Here is a 20997-nt window from a genome sequence, read left to right as displayed (position 1 = left end):
CCCGACGGCGACGATGGCTCGCTTCTTCCCGCGGCGGCGGGCGAGGCGCCGGTAGCGTTCACCGAGGAAGGTGTTGGTCTTCCCGGCGCTGACCGCGGCTTCGCCCAGGACTCGGGCCAGGTAGGGGTTGGGCGTGGCCGGTGGCGCCGCGGCCCTTGTTCTTCCCGGCCGACTCCTTGACCCCGGGCGCGAAACGGGCCCAGGAACACAGGTGTGCCGCGGTCGGGAACCGGGACATGTCGGTACCGATCTCGGCGATCACCACGTGTGCGGCGGTCAGACCGACCCCGGTGATCTCGTCCAGGCGTGCCACCGTCTCAGCGAAAGGGGTGATCAGCTCCTGGATCCGGGACTCGACCGCGGCGATGTCAGCGGCGGCTTCGTCGATCCGGGCCAGCATCGTGGCCAGCAGGAATGCGTGATGAGCGGTGAACCGGCCGATGAAGGCCTGCTCCAGCAGTGGGATCTTGGCGCGCATCCCGGTCCGGGCCAGCTGGGCCAGCACCGCCGGGTCACGCTCGCCGGCGATCAACGCAGCCATCATTTCCCGTCCGGACACCCCGAAGATGTCCGAGACCACGCAGGACAGCTTGATCTGGGCGTCCTCGAGGAGCTTCTCGACCCGGTTCTTCTCCGCGGTCCGCGCATGACCAGGTCGGCGCGGTAGCGGGTCAGGTCGCGCAACAGGCGGATCGGTGCGGGCGGCACGAAACTGGCCCGGATCATCTGGCGCTCGGCGATCTTGGCGAGCCAGACCGCGTCGAGTCTGTCGGTCTTCGGCCTACCCGGCAGGTGCTTGACGTCCTTGGCGTTGACCAGCCACGGATCCAGGTCCTGGGCTTCGAGCAGGTAGAACACCGGCTTCCAGTAGTCCGAGGTCGCCTCCATGACCACCCTGGTCACGCCGAGCTCGCGGAGTCGATCAGCGAGGGCCAGCAGGGAGCGGGTCATCGTGGAGTACGTGGCGACCTCCTGAACACGGCGTGGCGGGTGGTCGGGATGGGGCACCCGGATACAGGCCACCAACTCGGACTTGCCGATGTCGAGGGCCGCGACCCGTTCGATGATCTCCTCGGAGTCGTCGCTGTCGTGCAGCATCACCCGCTCCTCCCACCATCTGAGGGTGGTCGCCCGCAGGAGCTGCGTTGGACAGGCGAAGCTAATCCGCGTGCTCGAAGCGTCACTGAAGGGCCCACGAGCAGCTCCCGGCGCCCGACTAGCCCACGACCTCGACGGCCATAGAGCAACGACGTCAGCGAGCGACCACCCCCATTTTCAGCCCGGAACGGGCCGCCCACCAGGGCGATCAGGGACTAGCCCGCCCGTTCCCGCAGCGTCTCCCGCGGCAGCTCGCCGAACCGCTCCCGGTACTGCTGGGCGAAGCGGCTCTGGTGGAAGAAGCCCCAGCGCAGCGCCACGTCCGTGACCCGGGTCGACGCCGGGTCGCAGCGCAGCAGCTCGGCGCGGACGTGGTCGAGCCGGATGCGGCGCAGGTGGTTCATCGGCGACTCGCCGAGCTCCTGCTGGAAGGTCGCGTGCAGGGTGCGGACGCTCATGCAGCCCACGCGGGCCAGCTCCTGCGGCGTGAGCGGCTCGTCGGCGTGCTGCTCCATGTAGTCGAGGACGGGACGCAGCCGCCCCGAGCGGGCGGGGTCGGCGGGAGCGAGGAGGGCGTCGGTGTACTGGTGCCGGCCCGCGTGCAGCAGCTGCGTCATCACGAACGCCTCGTACTGCTCGCGCGCGATCGGCATCTCGGCCAGCCCGCCGGGGCGGTCCAGCTCGCGCACGAAGAACTCGACCGACGCCAGCAGGGGTGCGGCCGGCCGCGGTGGTCAGGTCGATCCCGTAGTCGAAGTCCAGCACCTCGTGCACCGGCCGGTTGAGCTGCTCGCTCAGGTGGTCCTCCAGGCTGCGCCGCGGGATCTTGAGGATCAGCTGCTCGGCGTCGGGGGACCACCGCACGGTGTTCTCCTGGTCCGGCAGCAGCACGATGCCGCTGGACCGCGCCGCGGTGGTGGCGCGCCCGCCGTCCGTCCGGTTGGCCTCGGTCCGGCCCTCCGTCGTCAGGTTGACGTGGTAGCAGTCCTCGGTCGGCGGCATGACGAGCTTGGCCGCCGACTTGTAGGTCAGGTAGCCCAGCGTGAACAGCCGGTCCGAGGTGGCGTTGAGGGTCATCTCGAGCCGGTCGTCCGGCGCGGTCAGGCGGTGGTCGAGGTACACCCGGGTCACGGCCTCGCGGGCCTCGTCCAGGCTGCGGGTGTCCAGGACCGGGTAGCGCGTGAGACGGGCGGGAGGGACCTGCACGGGCTCGGCAGCGGCCTCCATCCGGACACCTCCTCGTGTCGTGGGCGCGGCGCGCTCCCTCACCGCGCGGCGGGCGGCGGGGGAGCCGCCCGATCAAGGCGCCTCCGACAGTAGGGAACCGCGGGCGGCCACTACTAGCCCGAGAGCGCAGCGCGCTATCCGCTGAGTGCAGCGCCGGACGTCCCCGGTGTGCCCCTGATCTCGCACGGAACGGCTCCGCGACTGCGGTCCGCGGATATCGGCGCCCCCGCCGGATCCCTAGCGTCCCTCGTCGTCCGCCGCCGGATCCCGCGGCCGCACCCCGCACCAGTGGAGAAGGAGAGGTCGATGACGACATCCCTCGAGGAGCTGAAGCTCTTCATCGGCGGCAAGCCCGTCGACGCCCGCTCGGGCCGCACGTTCGAGTCCCTCAACCCGTACACCGGCGAGCCGTGGGCCCGCCTCGCCGACGGCGGCCCGGAGGACGTCGACGAGGCCGTCGCCGCCGCCCGCGCCGCGTTCGAGGGCGAGTGGGGCGCGATGACCGGCTTCCAGCGCGCCGCGATCATACGGAAGTGCGGGGACGCGATCGCCGCCAACGCCGAGCGCCTCGCCCGCCTGGAGGTCAACGACTCCGGGAAGCTGCTGCGCGAGATGCTCGGCCAGCTGAAGTCGCTGCCGCAGTGGTACTACTACTTCTCCGGGCTGGCCGACAAGGTCGAGGGCCGGACCGTGCCGCCGGTCAACCCGAACTACTTCGGCTACACCACCCGCGAGCCGGTCGGGGTGGTCGGCGCGATCACCCCGTGGAACTCGCCGCTCCTGCTCCTGACGTTCAAGCTGGCCCCGGCCCTGGCCGCCGGCTGCACGATGGTCGTCAAGCCGTCGGAGCACGCGCCCGCCTCGACCGTCGCGTTCGCCGAGGTCCTGCACGAGGCGGGGCTGCCGGCCGGCGTGCTCAACGTCGTCACGGGCTGGGACCGGTCGACCGGCGAGGCGCTGTCGACGCACCCGGGCATCGACAAGGTCGCCTTCACCGGCTCGTCGGCGACCGGCGCGAAGGTCGCCCAGGCCGCGGTGGCCAACTTCAACCGCGTCACCCTGGAGCTGGGCGGCAAGTCCCCGCAGATCGTCTTCCCCGACGCGGACCTCGACGCCGCGGCGAACGGCCTGGTCGCCGGCGTGTTCGCGGCCACCGGGCAGACCTGCATGGCGGGATCCCGGCTCATCGTGCACGCCGACGTGCACGACGCCCTGGTCGAGAAGGTCGTCGCCCGCGCGGACGCCATCGTGCTCGGCGACCCCACCGAGGCCGGCACCGAGATGGGCCCGGTCGCGAACCGGCCGCAGTACGAGAAGGTCCTCGGGTACCTGCAGGGCGCGGCCGCGGAGGGCGCCACGTTCGCCTGCGGCGGCGAGCCCGACGCCGAGCGGGGCGGGTTGTTCGTCAGGCCCACCGTGGTCACCAACGTGACGCCGGAGAACACGATCGTCCGCGAGGAGGTGTTCGGGCCGGTCCTGGCCGCCTACACGTTCACCGACGAGGACGAGGCCCTCAAGCTGGCCAACGACACCCCCTACGGGCTGGCCGGCGCGGTCTGGACCAAGGACGTGCACCGTGCCCACCGGGTCGCCGGCAAGCTCCGCGCGGGCACCGTGTGGATCAACGCCTACCGGGTGATCGCCCCCAACATGCCCTTCGGCGGCTTCGGCGCCAGCGGCATCGGCCGCGAGAACGGTGTGGACGCGATCAACGAGTACACCGAGAACAAGTCCGTGTTCGTCGAGCTCACCGGCGGTACCCGCGACCCCTTCCAGCTCGGCTGACCCACCCAGTGGCGAACGGCACTCTCGCTCACACCTGGTGAGCGAACGGCCCGTTCGCGCGCCCCTGCCCGTTCCGCACGAACGGCACTCTCGCTCACCAGGTGTGAGCGAGGGTGCCGCTCGTTCCCCCTGCCCTGGAGATGATCATGACCGTGACCGCCAACGAGCGCCTCGGCCTCGCCCCCACCGACCCCCGGCCGGCGAGCGAGACCCAGCCCGCGGCCGACCGCACCGAGACCAACCCGCTGTTCGGCGACCAGAAGATGAAGCTGGGCCTGTTCGGCACCAACTGCTCGTACGGGCTGATCATGAGCCACGCCCCGTCGAGCTACGAGATCACCTGGGAGCACACCAAGGAGATCGCGCAGCGGGCCGACCGGCTCGGGTTCGACGTCCTGGTCCCCGTCGCCCGGTGGAAGGGCTTCGGCGGGTCCACGAACTTCAACGGCAACTGCTTCGAGACCTACACCTGGGCGGCCGGGGTCGCCGAGGCGACCGAGCGCATCGCGGTCGCCGCGACGTCGCACCTGCCGACGATGCACCCGATCGTCGCAGCCAAGCAGGCGACCACGGTCGACCGCATCTCCGGCGGCCGGTTCGCGCTCAACATGGTGATGGGCTGGGTGCCGCCGGAGATGGAGATGTTCGGCTCCGAACAGCGCGAGCACGACGAGCGCTACGCCTACGGGCAGGAGTGGCTGGACTTCGTGAACAAGCTCTGGACCGAGCAGGGCACCTTCGCGATCCACTCGAGGTACTTCGACGCCGAGCTGCTCGAGGCCTACCCCAAGCCCCACCAGGGCCCGCGGCCCGCGCTGCTCAACGCCGGCAACTCGCCGTCGGGCATCGAGTTCTCGGCGAGGAACGTCGACTTCAACTTCGCCTCCCTGGACACGCTGGAGAACATCAAGGCGTACGTGGAGAAGGTGAGGTCCAAGGCCCGGGACGACTACCAGCGCGAGATCCACGTCATGACCTACGGCCTGGTCGTCTGCCGGGACACCGAGGAGGAGGCCAAGCGCGCCTTCCAGCAGGTCGTCGACGAGGGCGACTGGGGTGCGGCGGGCAACGTCATCAAGATCGCCGGCTCCGGCGCGTCGCAGTCCTTCGACCACGCGGTGAAGGAGATGCAGGAGCGGTTCATCGCGGGCTGGGGCGGCTACCCGATCGTCGGCACCCCCGAGCAGGTCACCGAGGAGCTGGGCAGGCTCAACGAGGCCGGCATGGAGGGCATGATCTTCGGGCTCATCGACTACAACGAGGAGCTCAAGTACTTCGGCGAGAACGTGATGCCGCTGCTCAAGCAGGCCGGCCTGCGCCACTGACCGGTACTGGCCTCCCTGCCGACCCGGCCTGGTGCCGGGTCGGCAGGGCAGTTGCGACTGGCACGAGGCGGTCGTGCAGGGGACGGCAGTGTGACGGTCGCGCTGATCGCGGTGCCGGGCGTTGTCGCTCGGCACCGCAAGATCGGTGTGGGTGGGCAGTGGTGGTTGTCCCTGGAGCACTGGCGGCACTCCCGCGGCGATCATGCTCGGTGCGCGGGTGGTCCGGGCCGTCGGTCTGGTTCCATGATCGCTGTCAGTGTGCCGGGACGGTCGTACCGGGAGCAGTGGCGTCACTCTCGCAGCGATCATGGAAGTGTCCGGGCTGTCGGCCCGCTCCATGATCGCTGCGAGCGGGACGTGGTGGTCGTGCTCAGAGCGCTGGCGACACTCTCGCGGTGATCACAGGAACCAGTGGAGGCCCGCCGACTAGCCTCGACCCCGTGGCTGTGCAGCGGCCGGGTCCCGCCCGGTGGGTCTGGTACGCGGTCGGCGGGCGGTTGCCGGAGCGGTACCGCGAGTGGGTGCTGTACGACGCGACCTGCCCGACCTGGGTGGCGCGGCACCTGCTGCGCACGGCGGTCCCGCTGACGCTCGTCTCGGTGCCGATCCTGCTGTTCGTGCCCGGGCCGCTGTGGGTGCGGCTCTGCGGGTTGCTGCTGGGCTGGTTGGTCTCCGCCCAGTTCGCGATCTTCCTGCTGCACGACTCGGTGGACCACCGCGTGCGCAGGGCGGGCTATCCGCCGGGCCACGCGCAGGTCGTGCGCGATGCCGCGGCTCGCGCAGTCCGGGAGCGCGCCCGGACCCGGTACGACTCCCGGTACCGGTAGACCCGGCGAGAAGCCTCGCGTCAGCCGACGGCCTTCCAGAACGCGTGGGTCACGGGCGCGCCGGTGGGGTCGGGCCACATCGCCTGGGTGAGCAGGATGCCGGTGAGGTCGCGGGCGGGGTCGTTGCGCCAGGAGCTGCCGAGGCCGCCGTCCCAGCCGTAGCGGCCGTCCGGCCCGACGGTCATGCCGAGGCCCCACCCGCCGTCCCCGAGGAAGAGCCGCGCACCCGCGCGCTGCTCCTCGGGCAGCCGGTCGCGGGTCATCGCCTCGACCGTCTCCGGGCGCAGCACGGGGGCGCCGCCGCGGCGCAGCATGCGGGCGAAGGCCAGCAGGTCGTCGAGCGTGGAGACCAGCCCGCCGCCGCCGGACTCGAACTCCGGCGGCCGGGCCCACCGGCCGTCGACCGGGTCGAACACCTCTCCTCCCCGCCACTGCGGCTGGAAGCGGTGCAGCTGTGTGGGCGGCACCGAGAACCCGGTGTCGACCATGCCGAGCGGGCCCAGCACGCGCTCCGTCAGTAGCGCGCCGAGGCTCGTGCCGGCGGCGCGGGCGATCAGGACGCCCAGCGCGTCGGACCCCGTGTGGTAAAGCCAACGCTCGCCCGGCGCGGCCAGCAGCGGGAGGGTGCCCAGCCGGCGCAGCCACTCGTCGGGCGGCGGGACGGGATGCGAGCCCGGCGGGCCGTCGCCGCCGAGCCGCGCGTCGGCGTAGGCACGCTGCCAGGGCAGGGTCCCCGGTTCCAGCGGGGGCACGCCGAGCCCGGACCGGAACGTCAGCAGGTCCTCGACGGTGATCGGCCGCGCCGCGGGCACGGTGTCCGCCAGCTCAGCGGCCTCGGACCGCAGGACCCGGCGGTCGGCGAGCTCGGGGAGCAGCCGGTCCACGGGCTCGTCGAGCCGGATCGTGCCCGCCTCGACCAGCGTCAGGGCGGCGACGGCGGTGATCGGCTTCGAGATCGAGGCGATCCGGAAGAGCGCGTTGCGGCGCAGGGGAGGGCCGCCGGGCCCGGTCCCGCCCAGCACGACCACCTCCAGCTCACTCCCGCGCTCGACGCCGGCGACGACCCCGGGCACCGAGCCGTCGGCCACGTACGGGGTGAGGGCGTCCGTGAGGCTGCTCATGCAGGGCCGACCCTCGGGAGCCCCGGGACTCATCGGGTCGCGTGCACGGTGAGCAGGAGGTCGTCCGGCGCGGGCGGCTCGTCCGAGTGCCCGGACCGGACGACGACCTCGGAGAACCCGGCCGCGCGGACCGCCGCGGCGATCGAGTCGGCCGACCAGAAGCGGCGCACCCAGCGGTTCAGCTCGGTGTGCACCAGCACGCCGTCGACGAACAGCTCGTAGATCCCCACGCCGTGCTCGAGGCCGGTAGCGGGGTCGATCCGGTTGCCGCCGCGGGCGGTGATGACGGCGCCGTCGGGCCGGATCCACCAGGTGGTGGGGTCCGGCGCGCCGGCCGGCTCCGGGCCGGTCTCGACCTCGAAGTGGAAGATGCCGCCCTGGAGCAGGTGCCTCCGGACGGCGGTGAGCGCGCGGGCCACCTCGTCGTCGCCGGCGACCAGGCCCCAGGACCCGGCGGCGCAGAACGCGGCCCGGTACCGGCGGCGCAGCCGCAGGTTCTCCGCGCGCTGCTCGTGCAGCCGCCCCGACACGTCGAGCCCCTGCACCGCGGCGTGCTCGCGGCAGGCGTCGAGCATGGACGGGGAGGCGTCCACCCCGTCGACGTCGACGCCGGCCGCGAGCAGGGGCAGCAGGAACCGCCCGCTCCCGCACATCAGTTCCAGCACGGGCTCCGCCGCCCCGACCGCGGTGAGCAGGTACGCGAGCTCGTCGGCCGGTGCCACCGGCTTGTCCAGGTCGTACGCCTGGGTGAGCAGGTCCCGGTACTCCGCCCGGTAACCGGTCGTCCGCTCGCTCGGCTCCACCCGGGCATCGTCGGGGCGGGGCGCGGCCCGCGTCACTCCCGCATCCGGAGCAGCGGCTATGCGACGTGCAGCCAGACCGACGTGTCCTGCGGGAGCAATCCGTCGTCGGTCAGTGGGCCGCTGGCCAGCAGCACCTCGGCGCCCTCGGGGAGGGCGAACGGCTCGGCGTCGACGTTGAGCAGCAGCGCGAAGCCGGGGTCGCGGGCGAAGCCGAGGGCGCCGGGAGGGACGTCGAGCCAGGTCAGCGGCCCGTCGCCCAGTGCGGCCGTCTCGCGGCGGATCCGCAGCGCCCGCCGGTAGAGCGCGAGTATCGACTCCGGGTCCTTGTCCGCGCGCTCCACGGTGAACCGGGAGAACCACTCGGGCTGCGGGAGCCACGGCTGGTCGTCGCCCGGGCCGAAGCCGAACGGCGGACCGTCGCCGGACCACGGGAGCGGGACGCGGCAGCCGTCCCGGCCGCGCTGGGTGTGCCCCGAACGCCGCCAGGTCGGGTCGTCCAGGGACGCCTCCGGCAGGTCCTCGACCTCGGGCAGGCCCAGCTCGTCGCCCTGGTAGACGTAGGCGCCGCCGGGCAGCGCGAAGATCAGCAGCGCGGCGGCACGGGCGCGGCGCAGGCCGGCCTCCAGGTCCGCCGGGAGGTCGATCATCGAGTCGAGCGAGGTGCCGATGCCGGCGGCGGGGTCGCGGGCCAGGCGGGAGGTGTGTCGCGCGACGTCGTGGTTGGACAGCACCCAGGTCGGCGGCGCCCCGACGACGGCGTGCTCGCGCAGGGTGCGCTCGACGGACTCGCGCAGTGCCGGGGCGAGCCAGGCCGCCTTGAGGAAGTCGAAGTTGAACGCGGTGTGCAGCTCGTCCGGCCGCAGGTAGCGGGCGAAACGGTCCGCCTCGGGCACCCACGCCTCGGCCACGAACACCTTCGGCGGGTCGTAGGTGTCGGCGACCGCGCGCCACTCGCGGTAGACGTCGTGCACCTCGTCGCGGTCCCAGTGCGGGTGCGGGCCCGGGTCGTGGTGCTGCCGGTCGCCGACGTCCGGGAGCCCCTGCTCCTTGATCAGCGAGTTGGCGACGTCGATCCGGAAACCGTCCACCCCGCGGTCGAACCAGAACCGCAGGGTCTTCTCGAAGTCGGCGCGGACCTCCGGGTTCTCCCAGTTCAGGTCGGGCTGCTCGACGTCGAACAGGTGCAGGTACCACTCGCCGGGCGCCCCGTCGGGCTCGGTGACGCGGGTCCACGCGCCGCCGCCGAACATCGCGCGCCAGTCGTTGGGCGGCTCGTCGCCGCCGGGCCCGCGGCCGGGCCGGAAGATGTAGCGGTCCCGCTCGGGGGAGCCGGGGCCGGCCCGCAGCGCCTCCCGGAACCACGCGTGCTCGCTCGAGGTGTGGTTCGGGACGATGTCGAGGATGATCCGCAGGTTCCGCTCGTGGGCCTCGCGGACGAGCGCCTCGGCGTCGGCCAGCGTGCCGAAACGGGGGTCGATGTCCCGGTAGTCGGACACGTCGTAGCCGGCGTCGGCCAGCGGCGACGGGTACCACGGGTTGATCCAGATCGCGTCGACGCCGAGGTCGGCGAGGTGGTCCAGGCGCTGCCGAAGGCCGGCGACGTCGCCGATGCCGTCGCCGTCGCCGTCGGCGAAGCTGCGGATGTACACCTGGTAGATCACGGCGCTCCGCCACCACGCGGCCGTGTCGGACATGGAACCTCCCGCTCGCGTTGCCTGCTGTTCCATACTGTTCCACAGGTACGGCGGGGAGGCGGGATGGACAGGCGACGGGCCAGCATCCGGGACGTGGCGCGCCTCGCCGGCGTCGCGCCGTCGACCGTCTCGCGGTCGCTGTCGGGGACGTCCTACGTCTCCGCGGACACGCAGGAACGCATCCGGCGTGCCGTCGCGGAGCTGGCCTACCTGCCGCCCGAGCGCCCGGTCCGCCGGGCCGCACCACCCGCGGTCGCGGCGCTCGCCCGCTTCCCGTCGGCCTGGTTCTTCGCCGAGGCCGTGGGCGGGGTGGAGAAGGTGCTGCGCTCCGGTGGGTACCAGCTGCTGCTGCACAACGTCGGCGATCCCGAGGGTCGCGCGCACGTCTTCGCCACGCTGGAGCGCTGGGCCGTCGCCGGGCTGATCGTCGTGGCGTCGTCGTTCACCCGGGCGGAGCGGGAGGTGCTGGAGCGGCTCGCGGTGCCGATCGCCGTCGTCGGCGGGACGTTCCCGGGGAGGCCGCGGGTGGGGATCGACGACCGCGCGGGCGCCGCGACCGCGGTGCGGCACCTGGTCGGGCTGGGGCACACGGAGATCGGGCTGCTGTCGTTCGACCCCGACGACACGGTCGGCCGGGACACCACGGACGCCCGGCGCGCCGGGTTCACCGCGGCCCTCGCGGAGGCCGGGCTGCCGCTGCGGCCGGAGTGGGTGATCCCGGCCGGGCACGACGCCGTCGCGGGCGCCCGGGCGGTCGAGCGGCTGCTCAGCGGACCCCGGCTGCCCACCGCCCTGCTCGCGATGTCCGACGAGATGGCCCTCGGCGCCCTGCGGACGCTGCGGCGGGCCGGGCTCGACGTGCCCGGCCAGATGTCCGTCGTCGGGTTCGACGACCAGGCGGTGGCCGAGTTCGCCGACCTCACCACCATTGCGCAATCGGCCCGTGAGCAGGGCGAACGGGCCGCGGCGCTGCTGCTCGACGCGCTGGCCGGGGGGCTGGACGAGGTCCCGGACGTCGATCTGCCCACCCGGCTGGTCGTGCGCGGGACGAGCGGGCCGCCGCGCTCCTGAGCGGTTTCTGTCGGTGGGGCGTGCTGCACTGGGTACGGGCCGCGAAGGGAGGGCCGCGATGTTCGTGCACGGCCACCCGCGTGCGCTGGGCTGGGTGAAGGGGCACTACCGCGCGCCCAACGCGCCGGAGGGCGAGCAGCTCGGGTTCGAGCTGGAGTTCGCCGCGCCGCCGATCCCCGGGGCCGCGGGCAGCGGACGATCAGCCGGTGAGGTCCCGGTCGCGGGTCTCGGCCGGCGCCAGCACGCAGAGCAGGCTGATCACCGGCATCGACGAGAGGTAGAGCCCGATCGCGATGCCGCCGAAACCGCTCTTCAGCGAGGTCGCCACCCGCGGCGGGACCGCACCTCCCAGCACGCCGCCGAGGCTGTGGGCGATCGACGCGCCGGAATGCGGGTGCGGGTGGCGAACAGCTCGGGCAGGAAGGCGGCCATCGGGCCGAAGGACAGACCCATGATCGCGTCGCCGGATGGCTGCCGTGATCGCCGGTCGTGGAGCGGAGTCCGCGATCACCGCGGTCTCCGTTCCAGGAGCGGCGATCTTCGATGGTGCGCAACGGGTGGGTCAGGCCAGGTGGTCGGGGCGGAGGTCGACCCGGCGGAGGAGCTGGGCGTTGGCCGCGACGACGATCGTCGAGAGGCTCATCAGGATCGCCCCGACCGCCGGCGGCAGCACGAACCCGACCCCGGCCAGCACGCCCGCGGCCAGCGGGACGCTGATCAGGTTGTAGCCCGTGGCCCAGGCCAGGTTCTGCAGCATCTTGCGGTAGCCGGCGCGGGACAGCTCGATCACCGACAGCACCGCACGCGGGTCGTCGGAGGCGAGGACCACGCCGGCGGACTCGATGGCGACGTCCGTGCCGGCGCCGATCGCGATGCCGACGTCCGCGCGGGCCAGGGCGGGGGCGTCGTTGACGCCGTCGCCGACCATCGCGACCGTGTGGCCGCGCTCCTGCAGCCGTGCGACCGCCGCGTCCTTGTCCTCGGGCAGGACCTCGGCGAACACCTCGTCGACCCCCACCTCGGCGCCCACGGCCTCCGCCACCGGGCGGGCGTCGCCCGTGATCATCACCGCACGGACGCCGCGGTCGTGCAGGGCGCGGACGGCGGCCTTGGACTCGGTGCGGACGGCGTCGGCCAGGGCGAGGGCGCCCACCACGGCACCGTCGCGCAGCACGTACAGCACGGTGCTGCCCGCGGCCGCCCACTCCTCGGCCCTGTCCGTCACCTCCGACGGGACGTCCGAGGTCCCCGTCTCGCGGAGCAGCCCGGGACCGCCGACCGCGACCTCCGCGCCGTCGACCTGGGCCCGGACGCCCCGTCCGGTGAGCGAGCGGAAGCCGGTCGCCCGCGGAGCCGCGGGGACGGTCTCCCGCGCGGCCGCCACGATCGCCTTCGCCAGCGGGTGTTCGCTGTCGGCCTCGACGGCGGCGGCCAGCGGCAGGGTCTCCGCCGCCCCCACCGTCCCGACGACGGCGGGCCGCCCGGTGGTCAGTGTGCCGGTCTTGTCGAACAGCACGGCGTCGACCTTGCGCATCCGCTCCAGCGCCAGCCGGTCCTTGACGAGGATGCCGGTACGCGCCGCCCGCGCCGTCGAGATCGCGATGACCAGCGGGATCGCCAGGCCCAGCGCGTGCGGGCAGGAGATCACCAGGACGGTGACGGTGCGCTCGACCGCGGCCGAGACGTCGCCGAGCAGGACCCACACCACGAACGTCACCACCGCGACGCCCGACGCGAACCAGAACAGCAGCGCCGCGGCCCGATCGGCCAGCGCCTGGGCGCGGGACCGCGAGGTCTGCGCCTGCTCGACGAGCCGGCGGATCCCCGCCATCGCCGTGTCCTCGCCGACCTTGTCGACGCGCACGCGGACCGCCGAGTCCGTGGCCACCGTCCCGGCGACGACGCGGTCGCCCACCCGCCGCGTGACGGTCCGGGACTCACCGGTGATCATCGACTCGTCGACCGCGGCCTCGCCGTCGACGACCACGCCGTCGGCGGGTACCCGCCCGCCCGACCGGACGAGGACGGTGTCGCCCGCGACCAGGGCGTCGAGCGGGACCTCCTCCACGCCGGCGTCCGTGACGCGCTCCGCGGAGTCCGGTAGCAGGGCGGCGAGTGCGTCGAGGGCGCCGGACGCCTGCCCGAGCGCGCGCATCTCCAGCCAGTGCCCGAGCAGCATGATCACGACCAGGAGCGCGAGCTCCCACCAGAAGTCGAGCATCAGCAGGCCGGCGGTGGTGAGCGCGCTCGCGACGAACGCGACCGTGATCGCCAGGCCGATGAGCAGCATCATCCCGGGCTGCCGGGCCTTGATCTCCGACCACGCGCCGGTCAGGAAGGGCGCGCCGCCCCAGAGGAAGACGACGGTGCCGAGCAGCGGCGAGATCCACCACGTCCAGCCGGGCAGCTCGTAGCCCAGCAGGTCGGCGAACATCGGGCTGAACGCCACCACAGGGGCGGCCAGCGCGAGGTTCCACCAGAACCGGTCGCGGAACTGGGCGGCGTGGTCCCCGTGCCCCCCGTGGGCGCCGTGCCCCCCGTGCTCGGCATGGGCCCCGTGACCTGCGTGCGCCTCCTGACCGCCGTGCTCCTCGTGGGTCGCGTGCCCGGCGTGCTCGTCGTGCGACGTCTTCCCGGGCGTCGCGACACCGTGCTCCTGGTGGTCCATCCCCGCCTCCTGGTCGGTCCGCGTTCGTGCCCGCACGAACGACCATACCCCCCACGGGTATTCCTGACGAGGCTGGAAACGTCGTCGTGAGCCGCCGGCAATCACGCGTTCGTACCGTTCGGGCGGTACCGGACCGGTGCCGTACCAGAGCGACGCGGGAGGCCACGTGAGCACCACCCCCACGGGCGAGGGCACGGGGAGCGACATCCCGACCGGTAGCGAGTACCTCGCCCGGCGCCAGCTGCGGAAGGGTGCCGCGGGCTGGGTGCTGCTGGCGGGCCTCGGCGTCGGCTACGTGATCTCCGGCGACTACTCGGGCTGGAACTTCGGGCTGGCCGAGGGCGGGTTCGGCGGGCTGCTGATCGCCGGGGTCGTCATCGCGGCCATGTACGTCGCGATGGTGCTCGGCATGGCGGAGCTGTCGAGCGCGCTGCCGGCGGCGGGCGGCGGCTACACCTTCGCCCGCCGCGCCCTCGGCCCCTGGGGTGGCTTCGCGACGGGCACGGCGATCCTCATCGAGTACGCCATCGCGCCCGCGGCGATCGCGACGTTCATCGGCGCCTACACGGAGTCGTTGAACCTCTTCGGGATCACCGACGGCTGGTGGGTCTACCTGGCGGCGTACCTGATCTTCATCGCGATCCACCTCTCCGGTATCGGCGAGGCGCTGAAGGTCATGTTCGTGATCACGGCGATCGCCGTCGTCGGGCTCGTCGTCTTCGCCGTCGCGGCGATCCCGCTGTTCGACGCGGCCAACCTGACCGACATCCCGCCGTCGGACGCCGCCGGCGCATCGCCCTTCCTGCCGTTCGGCCCGCTCGGCATCTGGGCGGCCGTGCCCTTCGCGATCTGGTTCTTCCTCGCCGTCGAGGGGGTTCCGCTCGCCGCCGAGGAGGCCGCCGAGCCGGAGAGGAACGTGCCGAAGGGCATCGTCGCGAGCATGGTCGTGCTCGTCGTGACGGGGGCCCTGGTGCTCGTGCTCTCCACCGGGGCGCTGGGCGCGAGCGCGCTGTCGGGGTCCGGCAACCCGCTCGTCGAGGCACTCGGCGACGGCGCGGCCGCGACCGCCGTCAACTACATCGGCCTCGCCGGCCTGGTCGCGAGCTTCTTCTCGATCATCTACGCCTACTCCCGGCAGACCTTCGCCCTGTCCCGCGCGGGCTACCTGCCGCGGGTCCTGTCGGTCACCAACGGGCGCAAGGCCCCGACGCTCGCGCTGATCGTGCCCGGGATCGTCGGCTTCCTGCTCTCCCTGACCGGACAGGGCGCGACGCTGCTGAACATGGCGGTGTTCGGCGCCGCGCTCAGCTACGTGCTGATGATGGTCAGCCACATCGTGCTGCGCCGCCGCGAGCCGGACATGCCGCGCCCGTACCGCACCCCGGGCGGCGTCTGGACCACCGGGTTCGCGCTGGTCATCGCGGTGATCGCCGTGATCGCGACCTTCCTCGTCGACAGCGTGGCCGCCCTCTGCACGCTCGGCGCGTTCGCGTTGTTCATGGCCTACTTCGGCTTCTACAGTCGGCACCACCTGGTGGCGAGCGCGCCGGACGAGGAGTTCGCCGCCCTGGCCGCGGCCGAGAGGGACCTCGAATGAGACGTCGGACGACCCTCGGCGGACACACCTACGAGTTCGGGGACCTCAAGGCCCTGCTCGCGGCGGCCACGCCGGAGCGGTCGGGCGACGTCCTGGCCGGGATCGCGGCGGCCTCGGAGCAGGAGCGGGTCGCCGCCCAGGAGATCCTCGCCGACCTGCCGCTGGCGACGATCCTGGAGGAACAGGTCGTCCCCTACGAGACGGACGAGGTCACCCGGCTGATCGTCGACGGCCACGACGCCGTGGCGTTCGCCCCGCTGGCGGCGATGACGGTCGGGGAGCTCCGCGACCACCTGCTCGATCCCGGCACCGACACGACGGCGCTCCGGGACGGCCTCACCCCCGAGATGGTGGCGGCCACCAGCAAGCTCATGCGGGTCCAGGACCTGATCGCGGTGGCCCGCCGCACCCCGGTGGTGACGGCGTTCCGCTCCACCGTCGGGCTGCCCGGCACGATGGCGACGCGCCTGCAGCCCAACGACCCGACCGACGACCCGGTGGGCGTCACGGCGTCCATCGTGGACGGTCTGCTGCTCGGCTGCGGCGACGCCGTCATCGGGATCAACCTCGCCACCGACTCGCCGCAGCGCACCACCGACCTGCTGCACCTGCTCGACGAGGTCCGGGCCCGCTACGACATCCCGACGCAGAGTTGCGTGCTCGCGCACGTCACCACGTCGCTGGAGATCATGCAGCGGGGCGCGCCGGTCGACCTGGTGTTCCAGTCGATCGACGGCACGCAGGCGGCCAACGAGGGCTTCGGCGTGACGCTCGACCTGCTCCGCGAGGCGCACGAGGCGGCGCTCGCGCTGAACCGCGGCACCGTCGGCACGAACTGCATGTACTTCGAGACCGGCCAGGGCGCCGCGCTGTCCGCCGACGCGCACCACGGCGTGGACCAGCAGACCCTCGAGGCGCGGGCCTACGGGGTGGCCCGGGCGTTCGACCCGCTGCTGGTCAACACGGTCGTCGGGTTCATCGGCCCGGAGTACCTGTACGACGGCAAGCAGATCACCCGCGCCGGGCTGGAGGACCACTTCTGCGGCACGGTGCTCGGCGTCCCGATGGGCGTCGACGTCTGCTACACCAACCACGCCGAGGCCGACGCGGACGACACCGACACCCTGCTCACGCTGCTCGGGGTGGCGGGCTGCTCGTTCGTGATCTGCGTGCCCGGCGGCGACGACGTGATGCTGCACTACCAGTCGCTGTCCTTCCATGATGCGCTGTACGCACGGCAGGTGCTGGGGCTCGCCCCGGCGCCCGAGTTCGCGGCCTGGCTGGAACGGATGGAGCTCATGACCGGAGACGGGCGGATCAGGGAGCTGGGCGCGGACTCGTCCGCGCTGCGGGCGCTCACGGCGGGTGTGCGGTGACGGACCGGGCCGCCGCGTGGCGGCGCCGGGCGGCGGAGGCGACGGGCTCGCGTCCGGTCGGCCCGCGGACCCCCGGCGGCGGGGTGCTCGACGACATCGACGCGCTGCTGGCCGAGGAGGAGGCCGACGGGGCGGGTCCGGACTCACCGAAGGGTGAGGACGAGCTGGAAGCCCTGCTGTGACGGTCCCCGCGACGGACGGGCCGGTCGACCCGTTCGCCCGGCTGCGCGCGGCCACCCGTGCCCGCGTGGCGCTGGGTCGCGCCGGCGACGCCCTGCCGACCGCCGAGCTGCTGCCGCTGCGGGCCGCGCACGCGGCCGCCCGGGACGCCGTGCACGCGCCCCTCGACGTCGACGCGGTCGTCGACGAGCTCGGCGGGCTGGGCCTCGAGGTCCACACCGCGACGAGCGCCGCGCACGACCGTGCCGAGTACCTCCAGCGTCCCGACCTGGGCCGACGGCTCGCCGGCGCCGACGACCTCGCGCCGGGGGAGTACGACGTGGCCTTCGTGGTCGCCGACGGGCTCTCCCCGCTCGCCGTGCATCGGCACGCCGCGCCGCTGCTGCGCGAGGTCCTGGCCCGGCTGGACGGCTGGCGGATCGCCCCGGTCGTCGTCGCCACCCAGGCGCGCGTGGCGCTGGGCGACGAGATCGGCGCGGCCCTCGGGGCGAAGGCGGTGGTCGTGCTGGTGGGGGAGCGGCCGGGGATGAGCTCGACGGACTCGCTGGGCGCGTACCTGACCTACGACCCCCGGCGCGGCCGCCGGGACTCCGAGCGCAACTGCCTGTCCAACATCCGCCCGCCGCACGGCACCGGCTACGAGGCCGCCGCGACCACCCTCGCGATGCTGCTCACGGAGTCGCGGCGGCTGCGCCTGTCCGGGGTGCGGCTCAAGGTCGACCCGGCGCTGGAGGCCCGGGAGACCTAGACGGCGCCGCGCGAGGCCAGCTGGCACACGGCGATCAGGCGCAGCGTCGCCCAGTCCGTCGGGCGCCAGATCCCGTTCTGCGGCAACGCGATCGTGGCCCCGCTGCGGCGCTGCTCGTCGAGCAGGGAGCGGGCGTAGGCGGCCAGCCGCACGGCACCGCCGGCGGTGGTGTGGGTCGGGGTCAGGGTGGCGACGGAGCCCCCGCCGGAGCGGCGCATGCCGTCCCGCACGATGTCCCGCACCGCCGCCGCGTGCTGGTCGACGACGGCCGCGAGGGCCGGCTCGGCCGCGACCGCCCGGAGTCCCGGCCGGCCGACCGTCTCCATCAGGCGGCGGAGGAGGCGGTGGGCTTTCCACTCGACGACGGCGGCGCGCAGATCCCGCAGCAGGCTCACGCGCAAATCGTAGCCAGCGATTTCACCGGATCGGGTGATCCGTGAGCCGATCGGTCGGCGTGGCGCGCCGGTCGGGAGCCCGGTCCGGCCGACCGTCCGCCACGCCGTTCACCTCGCCGTGTGGCTCGATCCCGAGGACCCGCAGGAGGGCGAGCGCCTCGGCCTCCGGCGTGCCCGGCGCGGCCGAGTAGACGAGCAGCATCTGGTCGTCGAAGGCGTCGTGCAGGGTGTCGCAGTCCAGCGTCAGCTCGCCGACCTGCGGGTGCCGGATGCGCTTGCGGTCGCCGTGGCGCACGCGCACCGTCCGCTCGGCCCACATGCGGGCGAAGCGCTCGCTGCCCTTCTCCAGGGTCGCGATCAGCCGGTGGAGGCCCGGGTCGTCCGGATAGCGGGCCGAGGAGCTGCGCAGGTCCGAGACGAGCGCGCGGTCGAGGCGGTCGCGCTCGGCGGCGTCGTCCGTCACGACCCGGCTGCCGGGCCCGAGGAAGGCCAGCCAGGCCATGTTGCGCTCCGCGGGTGGCACCGCCGACAGGTCGCCGAGCAGGGCGGCGGCCATCGCGTTCCAGGCCAGCACGTCCGTCCGGGCGTTGAACAGCAGCACCGGCAGATCGGTCAGCCGGTCCATCAGCCGCAGCAGGCTGGGCCGCGGCTCGGCCGAGATCGTGCCCGGTGCCGGCGGCCGCACCCCGCCGAGCGTGAACAGGTGGTCCCGTTCGTCCGTGCTCAGCCGCAGCGCCCGGCCCAGCGCCCCCAGCACGGCGTCGGACGGGTGGGGGCCGCGGCCCTGCTCGAGTCGCGTCAGGTAGTCGACGGAGATCCCGGCGACCTGCGCGACCTCCTCGCGGCGCAGGCCGGGGGTACGGCGGCGGGTGCCCGCGGGCAGGCCCAGGTCGGCGGGGCGCAGCCGCTCCCGCCACGTCCGCAGGGTCCTGCCCAGTTCCGTCCGGTCCACGTCCTCCAGCATGCCGGGCGGCGGCGGGCCCAGCCTGGTACCGCGGGTCCCACGATCCGCCGGACCTGGTCGCCCCCGGGACCCCGGCGCACGGTGGGGTCATGAGCGAGAACACGATCGCCCTGGTGACCGGGGCCAACAAGGGGCTGGGCCGCGAGACGGTCCGCCGCCTCGCCGCGCTGGGCTGGACGGTGCTGCTGGGGTCGCGGGACGCCGGGCGCGGCGCCGCGACGGTGGACGAACTGCAGGGAGCCGAGCCGGAGGGCTCGGTCGAGGTGCTGCCGATCGACGTCACCTCCGACGAGTCCGTGGAGGCCGCCGCGAAGGAGGTCGAGCAGCGGCACGGCCGGCTCGACGTCCTGGTCAACAACGCCGGCATCACCGGCCCCCGTGTCGAGCCGCGGGAGACCGGCGCCGACGCGATGCGGGAGGTCTTCGAGACCAACGTCTTCGGGCCGGTCCGGGTGACCCGCGCCTTCGTGCCGCTGCTGGAGCGCTCGGCGGCGCCGCGGATCGTGATGGTGTCCAGCGGGCTGGGCTCCCTGACGATCACCGCGGACCCGTCCCGGATCGAGTCGCAGATCCTGTCGCTGACCTACCCGTCGTCGAAGTCCGCGCTGAACATGATCACGACGCAGTACGCCAGGGCGCTGCCGCGGTTCCGGGTCAACGCCGCCGATCCCGGCTACACCGCCACGGACCTCAACGGGCACAGCGGCCCCCAGACCGTGACCGAGGGGACGGACGCGATCGTGGAGCTCGCGCAGGTCGGGCCCGACGGGCCGACGGGCACCTACCGCGACCGCGGCGGGGTAATCCCGTGGTGATGCTGCGCCGTCACCACTAGCCTTCGCGCCGTGATCCAGCAGCTCTACGGCTGAGTGAGGCCGCGACGACCCCGCCTCCCGCGCGGGGTCGTCCGCATGTCCGTCGCACCCCGCAGAGCTCCTGGAGTCCCCTTGTCGCACATCCTCATGGCCGGCGTCGGCGCGCACGGCCACACCAACCCGCACCTGGGCGTCGTCGCCGAGCTGGCCGAACGCGGCCACCGCGTCTCCTGGGTGATCCCCGGCTTCTTCGCCGCGACCGTCGCGGCGGCGGGCGCGGTCCCGCTCGTCGTCGACTCGGTGGTGCCGGACGAGTCGCGGGGCGAGTCGTGGCCGGAGGACCCCGTCGCCGGTATGTCGATCTTCCTCGACGAGGCCGAGCACGTGTACCCCCAGGTCGAGAAGGCGCTCGCCGACGACCCGCCCGACCTCGTGCTCTACGACATCGGCGGCTACCCCGGCCGCGCCCTCGCCGCGCGGTGGTGCCTGCCGCTGGTCCAGCTCTCGCCGTCGATGGTGGCGTGGGAGGGGTTCGAGGAGGACATGGCCGAGGCGCTGGCCTTCCGCGACACCCCCGAGCACGCCGCCTACCAGCGGCGTTTCCAGGCGTGGCTCGACGGGCTCGGCATCGCGCTCACACCGGACGAGTTCGCCGGCCGGCCGCCGCGCTGCCTCGTGGAGATCCCGCGGGCCATGCAGCCGAACGCCGACCGGGTCGACGAGCGCGTGTACACGTTCGTCGGGCCGGCGCTGGACCGGCGGCACGAGGAGTGGCAGGCCGGCTCGTCGGGCACGGAGCCGATGGTGCTGGTGTCGCTGGGGTCGAACTACACCCGTCAGCCGGACTTCTACCGGGCGTGCGTCGAGGCGTTCGCGCCGCTCGGGTGGCGCGTGGTGATCGCCGCGGGAGCGCACGTGTCGGCCGCGGAGATCGGGCCGCTGCCGGTGAACGTCGAGGTCCACCGGTGGGTGCCGCAGTTCGCGGCGCTCGGGCACGCCCGCGCCTTCGTGACGCACGCCGGCTCCGGCGGCTGTTCGGAGGCGCTGTACCAGGGCGTCCCGGTGATCGCGGTGCCGCAGGCGGTCGACCAGTTCGGCAACGCGGCACTGCTCGAGGCGCTCGGGGTCGGCCGGCACGTCCCGCGGGAGGAGGTGACGCCGGAGCGGTTGCGGCAGGCGTTGCTCGAGCTCACCGGATCGCCGGAGGTGGCGGCCCGCTGTGCCGCCCTGCGCGCCGAGGTCCGGGCGGAGGGCGGCGCGCGGGCCGCGGCCGACCTGGTGGAGGCGCTGCTGCCCGGGTGAG

The 20997-nt window shown here is 73.5% G+C and carries 20 protein-coding genes and 1 pseudogene; 10 read left to right on the top strand and 11 right to left on the bottom strand.

Annotation, left to right across the window (positions count from 1 at the left end):
- Positions 1 to 58: 58 nt before the first annotated feature.
- From AB0B41_RS13480 to AB0B41_RS13465, 4 genes and pseudogenes are all read right to left on the bottom strand, one after another.
- Complete coding sequence (locus AB0B41_RS13480) at positions 59 to 580, bottom strand: transposase (RefSeq protein WP_358202509.1); 522 nt, start codon at positions 578 to 580, stop codon at positions 59 to 61.
- On the bottom strand, positions 541 to 1098 hold the full coding sequence (locus AB0B41_RS13475; RefSeq protein WP_358202506.1) for a transposase: 558 nt from the start codon (positions 1096 to 1098) through the stop codon (positions 541 to 543). The genes AB0B41_RS13480 and AB0B41_RS13475 overlap by 40 nt, the downstream gene beginning before the upstream one ends.
- Positions 1099 to 1313: 215 nt before the next feature.
- The gene (locus AB0B41_RS13470; RefSeq protein WP_358202504.1) at positions 1314 to 1787 is read right to left on the bottom strand and encodes a helix-turn-helix domain-containing protein; all 474 of its coding nucleotides are present in this window, start codon (positions 1785 to 1787) and stop codon (positions 1314 to 1316) included.
- A gap of 37 nt (positions 1788 to 1824) precedes the next feature.
- Positions 1825 to 2325, bottom strand: a pseudogene (locus AB0B41_RS13465) (AraC family transcriptional regulator); the annotation flags it as partial.
- Between the two features lie 306 nt (positions 2326 to 2631).
- On the opposite strand from AB0B41_RS13465, the gene AB0B41_RS13460 reads away from it, so the two are divergent.
- The 3 genes from AB0B41_RS13460 to AB0B41_RS13450 all read left to right on the top strand — a co-directional run bounded on the left by AB0B41_RS13460 (position 2632) and on the right by AB0B41_RS13450 (position 6262).
- Entirely contained in the window at positions 2632 to 4110 is a 1479-nt protein-coding gene (locus AB0B41_RS13460) for an aldehyde dehydrogenase (RefSeq protein WP_358202502.1), read from the top strand.
- A gap of 113 nt (positions 4111 to 4223) precedes the next feature.
- Positions 4224 to 5435, top strand: coding sequence for an LLM class flavin-dependent oxidoreductase (locus AB0B41_RS13455; protein WP_358202500.1), 1212 nt, complete (start codon positions 4224 to 4226; stop codon positions 5433 to 5435).
- Between the two features lie 440 nt (positions 5436 to 5875).
- A complete protein-coding gene (locus AB0B41_RS13450) occupies positions 5876 to 6262 on the top strand; it encodes a DUF5313 family protein (RefSeq protein ID WP_358202498.1) in 387 nt (128 codons plus the stop codon).
- Positions 6263 to 6282: 20 nt separating this feature from the next.
- Here AB0B41_RS13450 and AB0B41_RS13445 read toward each other — a convergent pair whose 3' ends face one another.
- Genes AB0B41_RS13445 through AB0B41_RS13435 form a run of 3 tightly spaced genes read right to left on the bottom strand, consistent with a single transcriptional unit; the run spans position 6283 to position 9880 of the window.
- Positions 6283 to 7383 (bottom strand): serine hydrolase domain-containing protein, encoded by a 1101-nt coding sequence (locus AB0B41_RS13445; protein ID WP_358202496.1) that lies wholly within the window; start codon positions 7381 to 7383, stop codon positions 6283 to 6285.
- Positions 7384 to 7412: 29 nt separating this feature from the next.
- Positions 7413 to 8186: a class I SAM-dependent methyltransferase gene (locus AB0B41_RS13440; protein WP_358202494.1), complete on the bottom strand. Its 774-nt coding sequence runs from the start codon at positions 8184 to 8186 to the stop codon at positions 7413 to 7415.
- A 56-nt stretch (positions 8187 to 8242) separates the two neighbouring features.
- On the bottom strand, positions 8243 to 9880 hold the full coding sequence (locus AB0B41_RS13435) for a glycoside hydrolase family 13 protein (RefSeq protein WP_358202491.1): 1638 nt from the start codon (positions 9878 to 9880) through the stop codon (positions 8243 to 8245).
- 63 nt (positions 9881 to 9943) lie between these two features.
- Here AB0B41_RS13435 and AB0B41_RS13430 point away from each other — a divergent pair, with 63 nt between their 5' ends.
- Entirely contained in the window at positions 9944 to 10951 is a 1008-nt protein-coding gene (locus tag AB0B41_RS13430) for a LacI family DNA-binding transcriptional regulator (protein WP_358202489.1), read from the top strand.
- A gap of 199 nt (positions 10952 to 11150) precedes the next feature.
- Here the strand turns inward: AB0B41_RS13430 and AB0B41_RS13425 are convergent, their stop codons facing one another.
- On the bottom strand, positions 11151 to 11306 hold the full coding sequence (locus AB0B41_RS13425) for a hypothetical protein (RefSeq protein WP_358202487.1): 156 nt from the start codon (positions 11304 to 11306) through the stop codon (positions 11151 to 11153).
- 207 nt (positions 11307 to 11513) lie between these two features.
- Positions 11514 to 13619 (bottom strand): copper-translocating P-type ATPase, encoded by a 2106-nt coding sequence (locus tag AB0B41_RS13420; RefSeq protein ID WP_358202485.1) that lies wholly within the window; start codon positions 13617 to 13619, stop codon positions 11514 to 11516.
- A 166-nt stretch (positions 13620 to 13785) separates the two neighbouring features.
- Here AB0B41_RS13420 and eat point away from each other — a divergent pair, with 166 nt between their 5' ends.
- From eat to eutC, 4 genes are read left to right on the top strand one after another with little or no spacing between them, the layout of a single operon-like run.
- Positions 13786 to 15216, top strand: coding sequence for an ethanolamine permease (eat, locus tag AB0B41_RS13415; protein ID WP_358202483.1), 1431 nt, complete (start codon positions 13786 to 13788; stop codon positions 15214 to 15216).
- Positions 15213 to 16592, top strand: a complete 1380-nt coding sequence (locus AB0B41_RS13410) for an ethanolamine ammonia-lyase subunit EutB (RefSeq protein WP_358202480.1) — start codon at positions 15213 to 15215, stop codon at positions 16590 to 16592. The genes eat and AB0B41_RS13410 overlap by 4 nt, the downstream gene beginning before the upstream one ends.
- Positions 16589 to 16774 (top strand): hypothetical protein, encoded by a 186-nt coding sequence (locus AB0B41_RS13405; protein ID WP_358202478.1) that lies wholly within the window; start codon positions 16589 to 16591, stop codon positions 16772 to 16774. Before AB0B41_RS13410 ends, AB0B41_RS13405 begins: the two co-directional genes overlap by 4 nt.
- The gene (gene eutC, locus AB0B41_RS13400; protein ID WP_358202476.1) at positions 16771 to 17520 is read left to right on the top strand and encodes an ethanolamine ammonia-lyase subunit EutC; all 750 of its coding nucleotides are present in this window, start codon (positions 16771 to 16773) and stop codon (positions 17518 to 17520) included. Before AB0B41_RS13405 ends, eutC begins: the two co-directional genes overlap by 4 nt.
- Here the strand turns inward: eutC and AB0B41_RS13395 are convergent.
- Positions 17517 to 17915: a DUF6401 family natural product biosynthesis protein gene (locus AB0B41_RS13395; RefSeq protein ID WP_358202473.1), complete on the bottom strand. Its 399-nt coding sequence runs from the start codon at positions 17913 to 17915 to the stop codon at positions 17517 to 17519. The genes eutC and AB0B41_RS13395 overlap by 4 nt on opposite strands.
- 22 nt (positions 17916 to 17937) lie before the next feature.
- Positions 17938 to 18867, bottom strand: coding sequence for a helix-turn-helix transcriptional regulator (locus AB0B41_RS13390; RefSeq protein ID WP_358202471.1), 930 nt, complete (start codon positions 18865 to 18867; stop codon positions 17938 to 17940).
- Positions 18868 to 18968: 101 nt separating this feature from the next.
- Here AB0B41_RS13390 and AB0B41_RS13385 point away from each other — a divergent pair, with 101 nt between their 5' ends.
- Positions 18969 to 19694 carry an SDR family oxidoreductase gene (locus AB0B41_RS13385; RefSeq protein ID WP_358202469.1) on the top strand — a complete coding sequence of 242 codons (726 nt, stop codon included), beginning with the start codon at positions 18969 to 18971 and terminating at the stop codon, positions 19692 to 19694.
- Between the two features lie 132 nt (positions 19695 to 19826).
- A complete protein-coding gene (locus tag AB0B41_RS13380; protein ID WP_358202467.1) occupies positions 19827 to 20996 on the top strand; it encodes a macrolide family glycosyltransferase in 1170 nt (389 codons plus the stop codon).
- Position 20997 lies beyond the last annotated feature (1 nt).

Source organism: Pseudonocardia sp. NPDC049154, assembly GCF_040648315.1.
Classification (GTDB): Bacteria; Actinomycetota; Actinomycetes; order Mycobacteriales; family Pseudonocardiaceae; genus Pseudonocardia.
The sequence above is the reverse complement of the archived record's forward strand: the minus strand, read 5'-3'. Positions and strand labels throughout refer to the sequence as shown.

Bases quoted from the DNA above. Each gene is read 5' to 3' on its own strand.
- AB0B41_RS13430 (WP_358202489.1), top strand. From the start codon at position 9,944: ATGGACAGGCGACGGGCCAGCATCCGGGACGTGGCGCGCCTCGCCGGC.
- AB0B41_RS13410 (WP_358202480.1), top strand. From the start codon at position 15,213: ATGAGACGTCGGACGACCCTCGGCGGACACACCTACGAGTTCGGGGAC.
- AB0B41_RS13475 (WP_358202506.1), bottom strand. From the start codon at position 1,098: ATGCTGCACGACAGCGACGACTCCGAGGAGATCATCGAACGGGTCGCG.
- AB0B41_RS13435 (WP_358202491.1), bottom strand. From the start codon at position 9,880: ATGTCCGACACGGCCGCGTGGTGGCGGAGCGCCGTGATCTACCAGGTG.
- AB0B41_RS13445 (WP_358202496.1), bottom strand. From the start codon at position 7,383: ATGAGCAGCCTCACGGACGCCCTCACCCCGTACGTGGCCGACGGCTCG.
- AB0B41_RS13460 (WP_358202502.1), top strand. From the start codon at position 2,632: ATGACGACATCCCTCGAGGAGCTGAAGCTCTTCATCGGCGGCAAGCCC.
- AB0B41_RS13420 (WP_358202485.1), bottom strand. From the start codon at position 13,619: ATGGACCACCAGGAGCACGGTGTCGCGACGCCCGGGAAGACGTCGCAC.
- AB0B41_RS13385 (WP_358202469.1), top strand. From the start codon at position 18,969: ATGAGCGAGAACACGATCGCCCTGGTGACCGGGGCCAACAAGGGGCTG.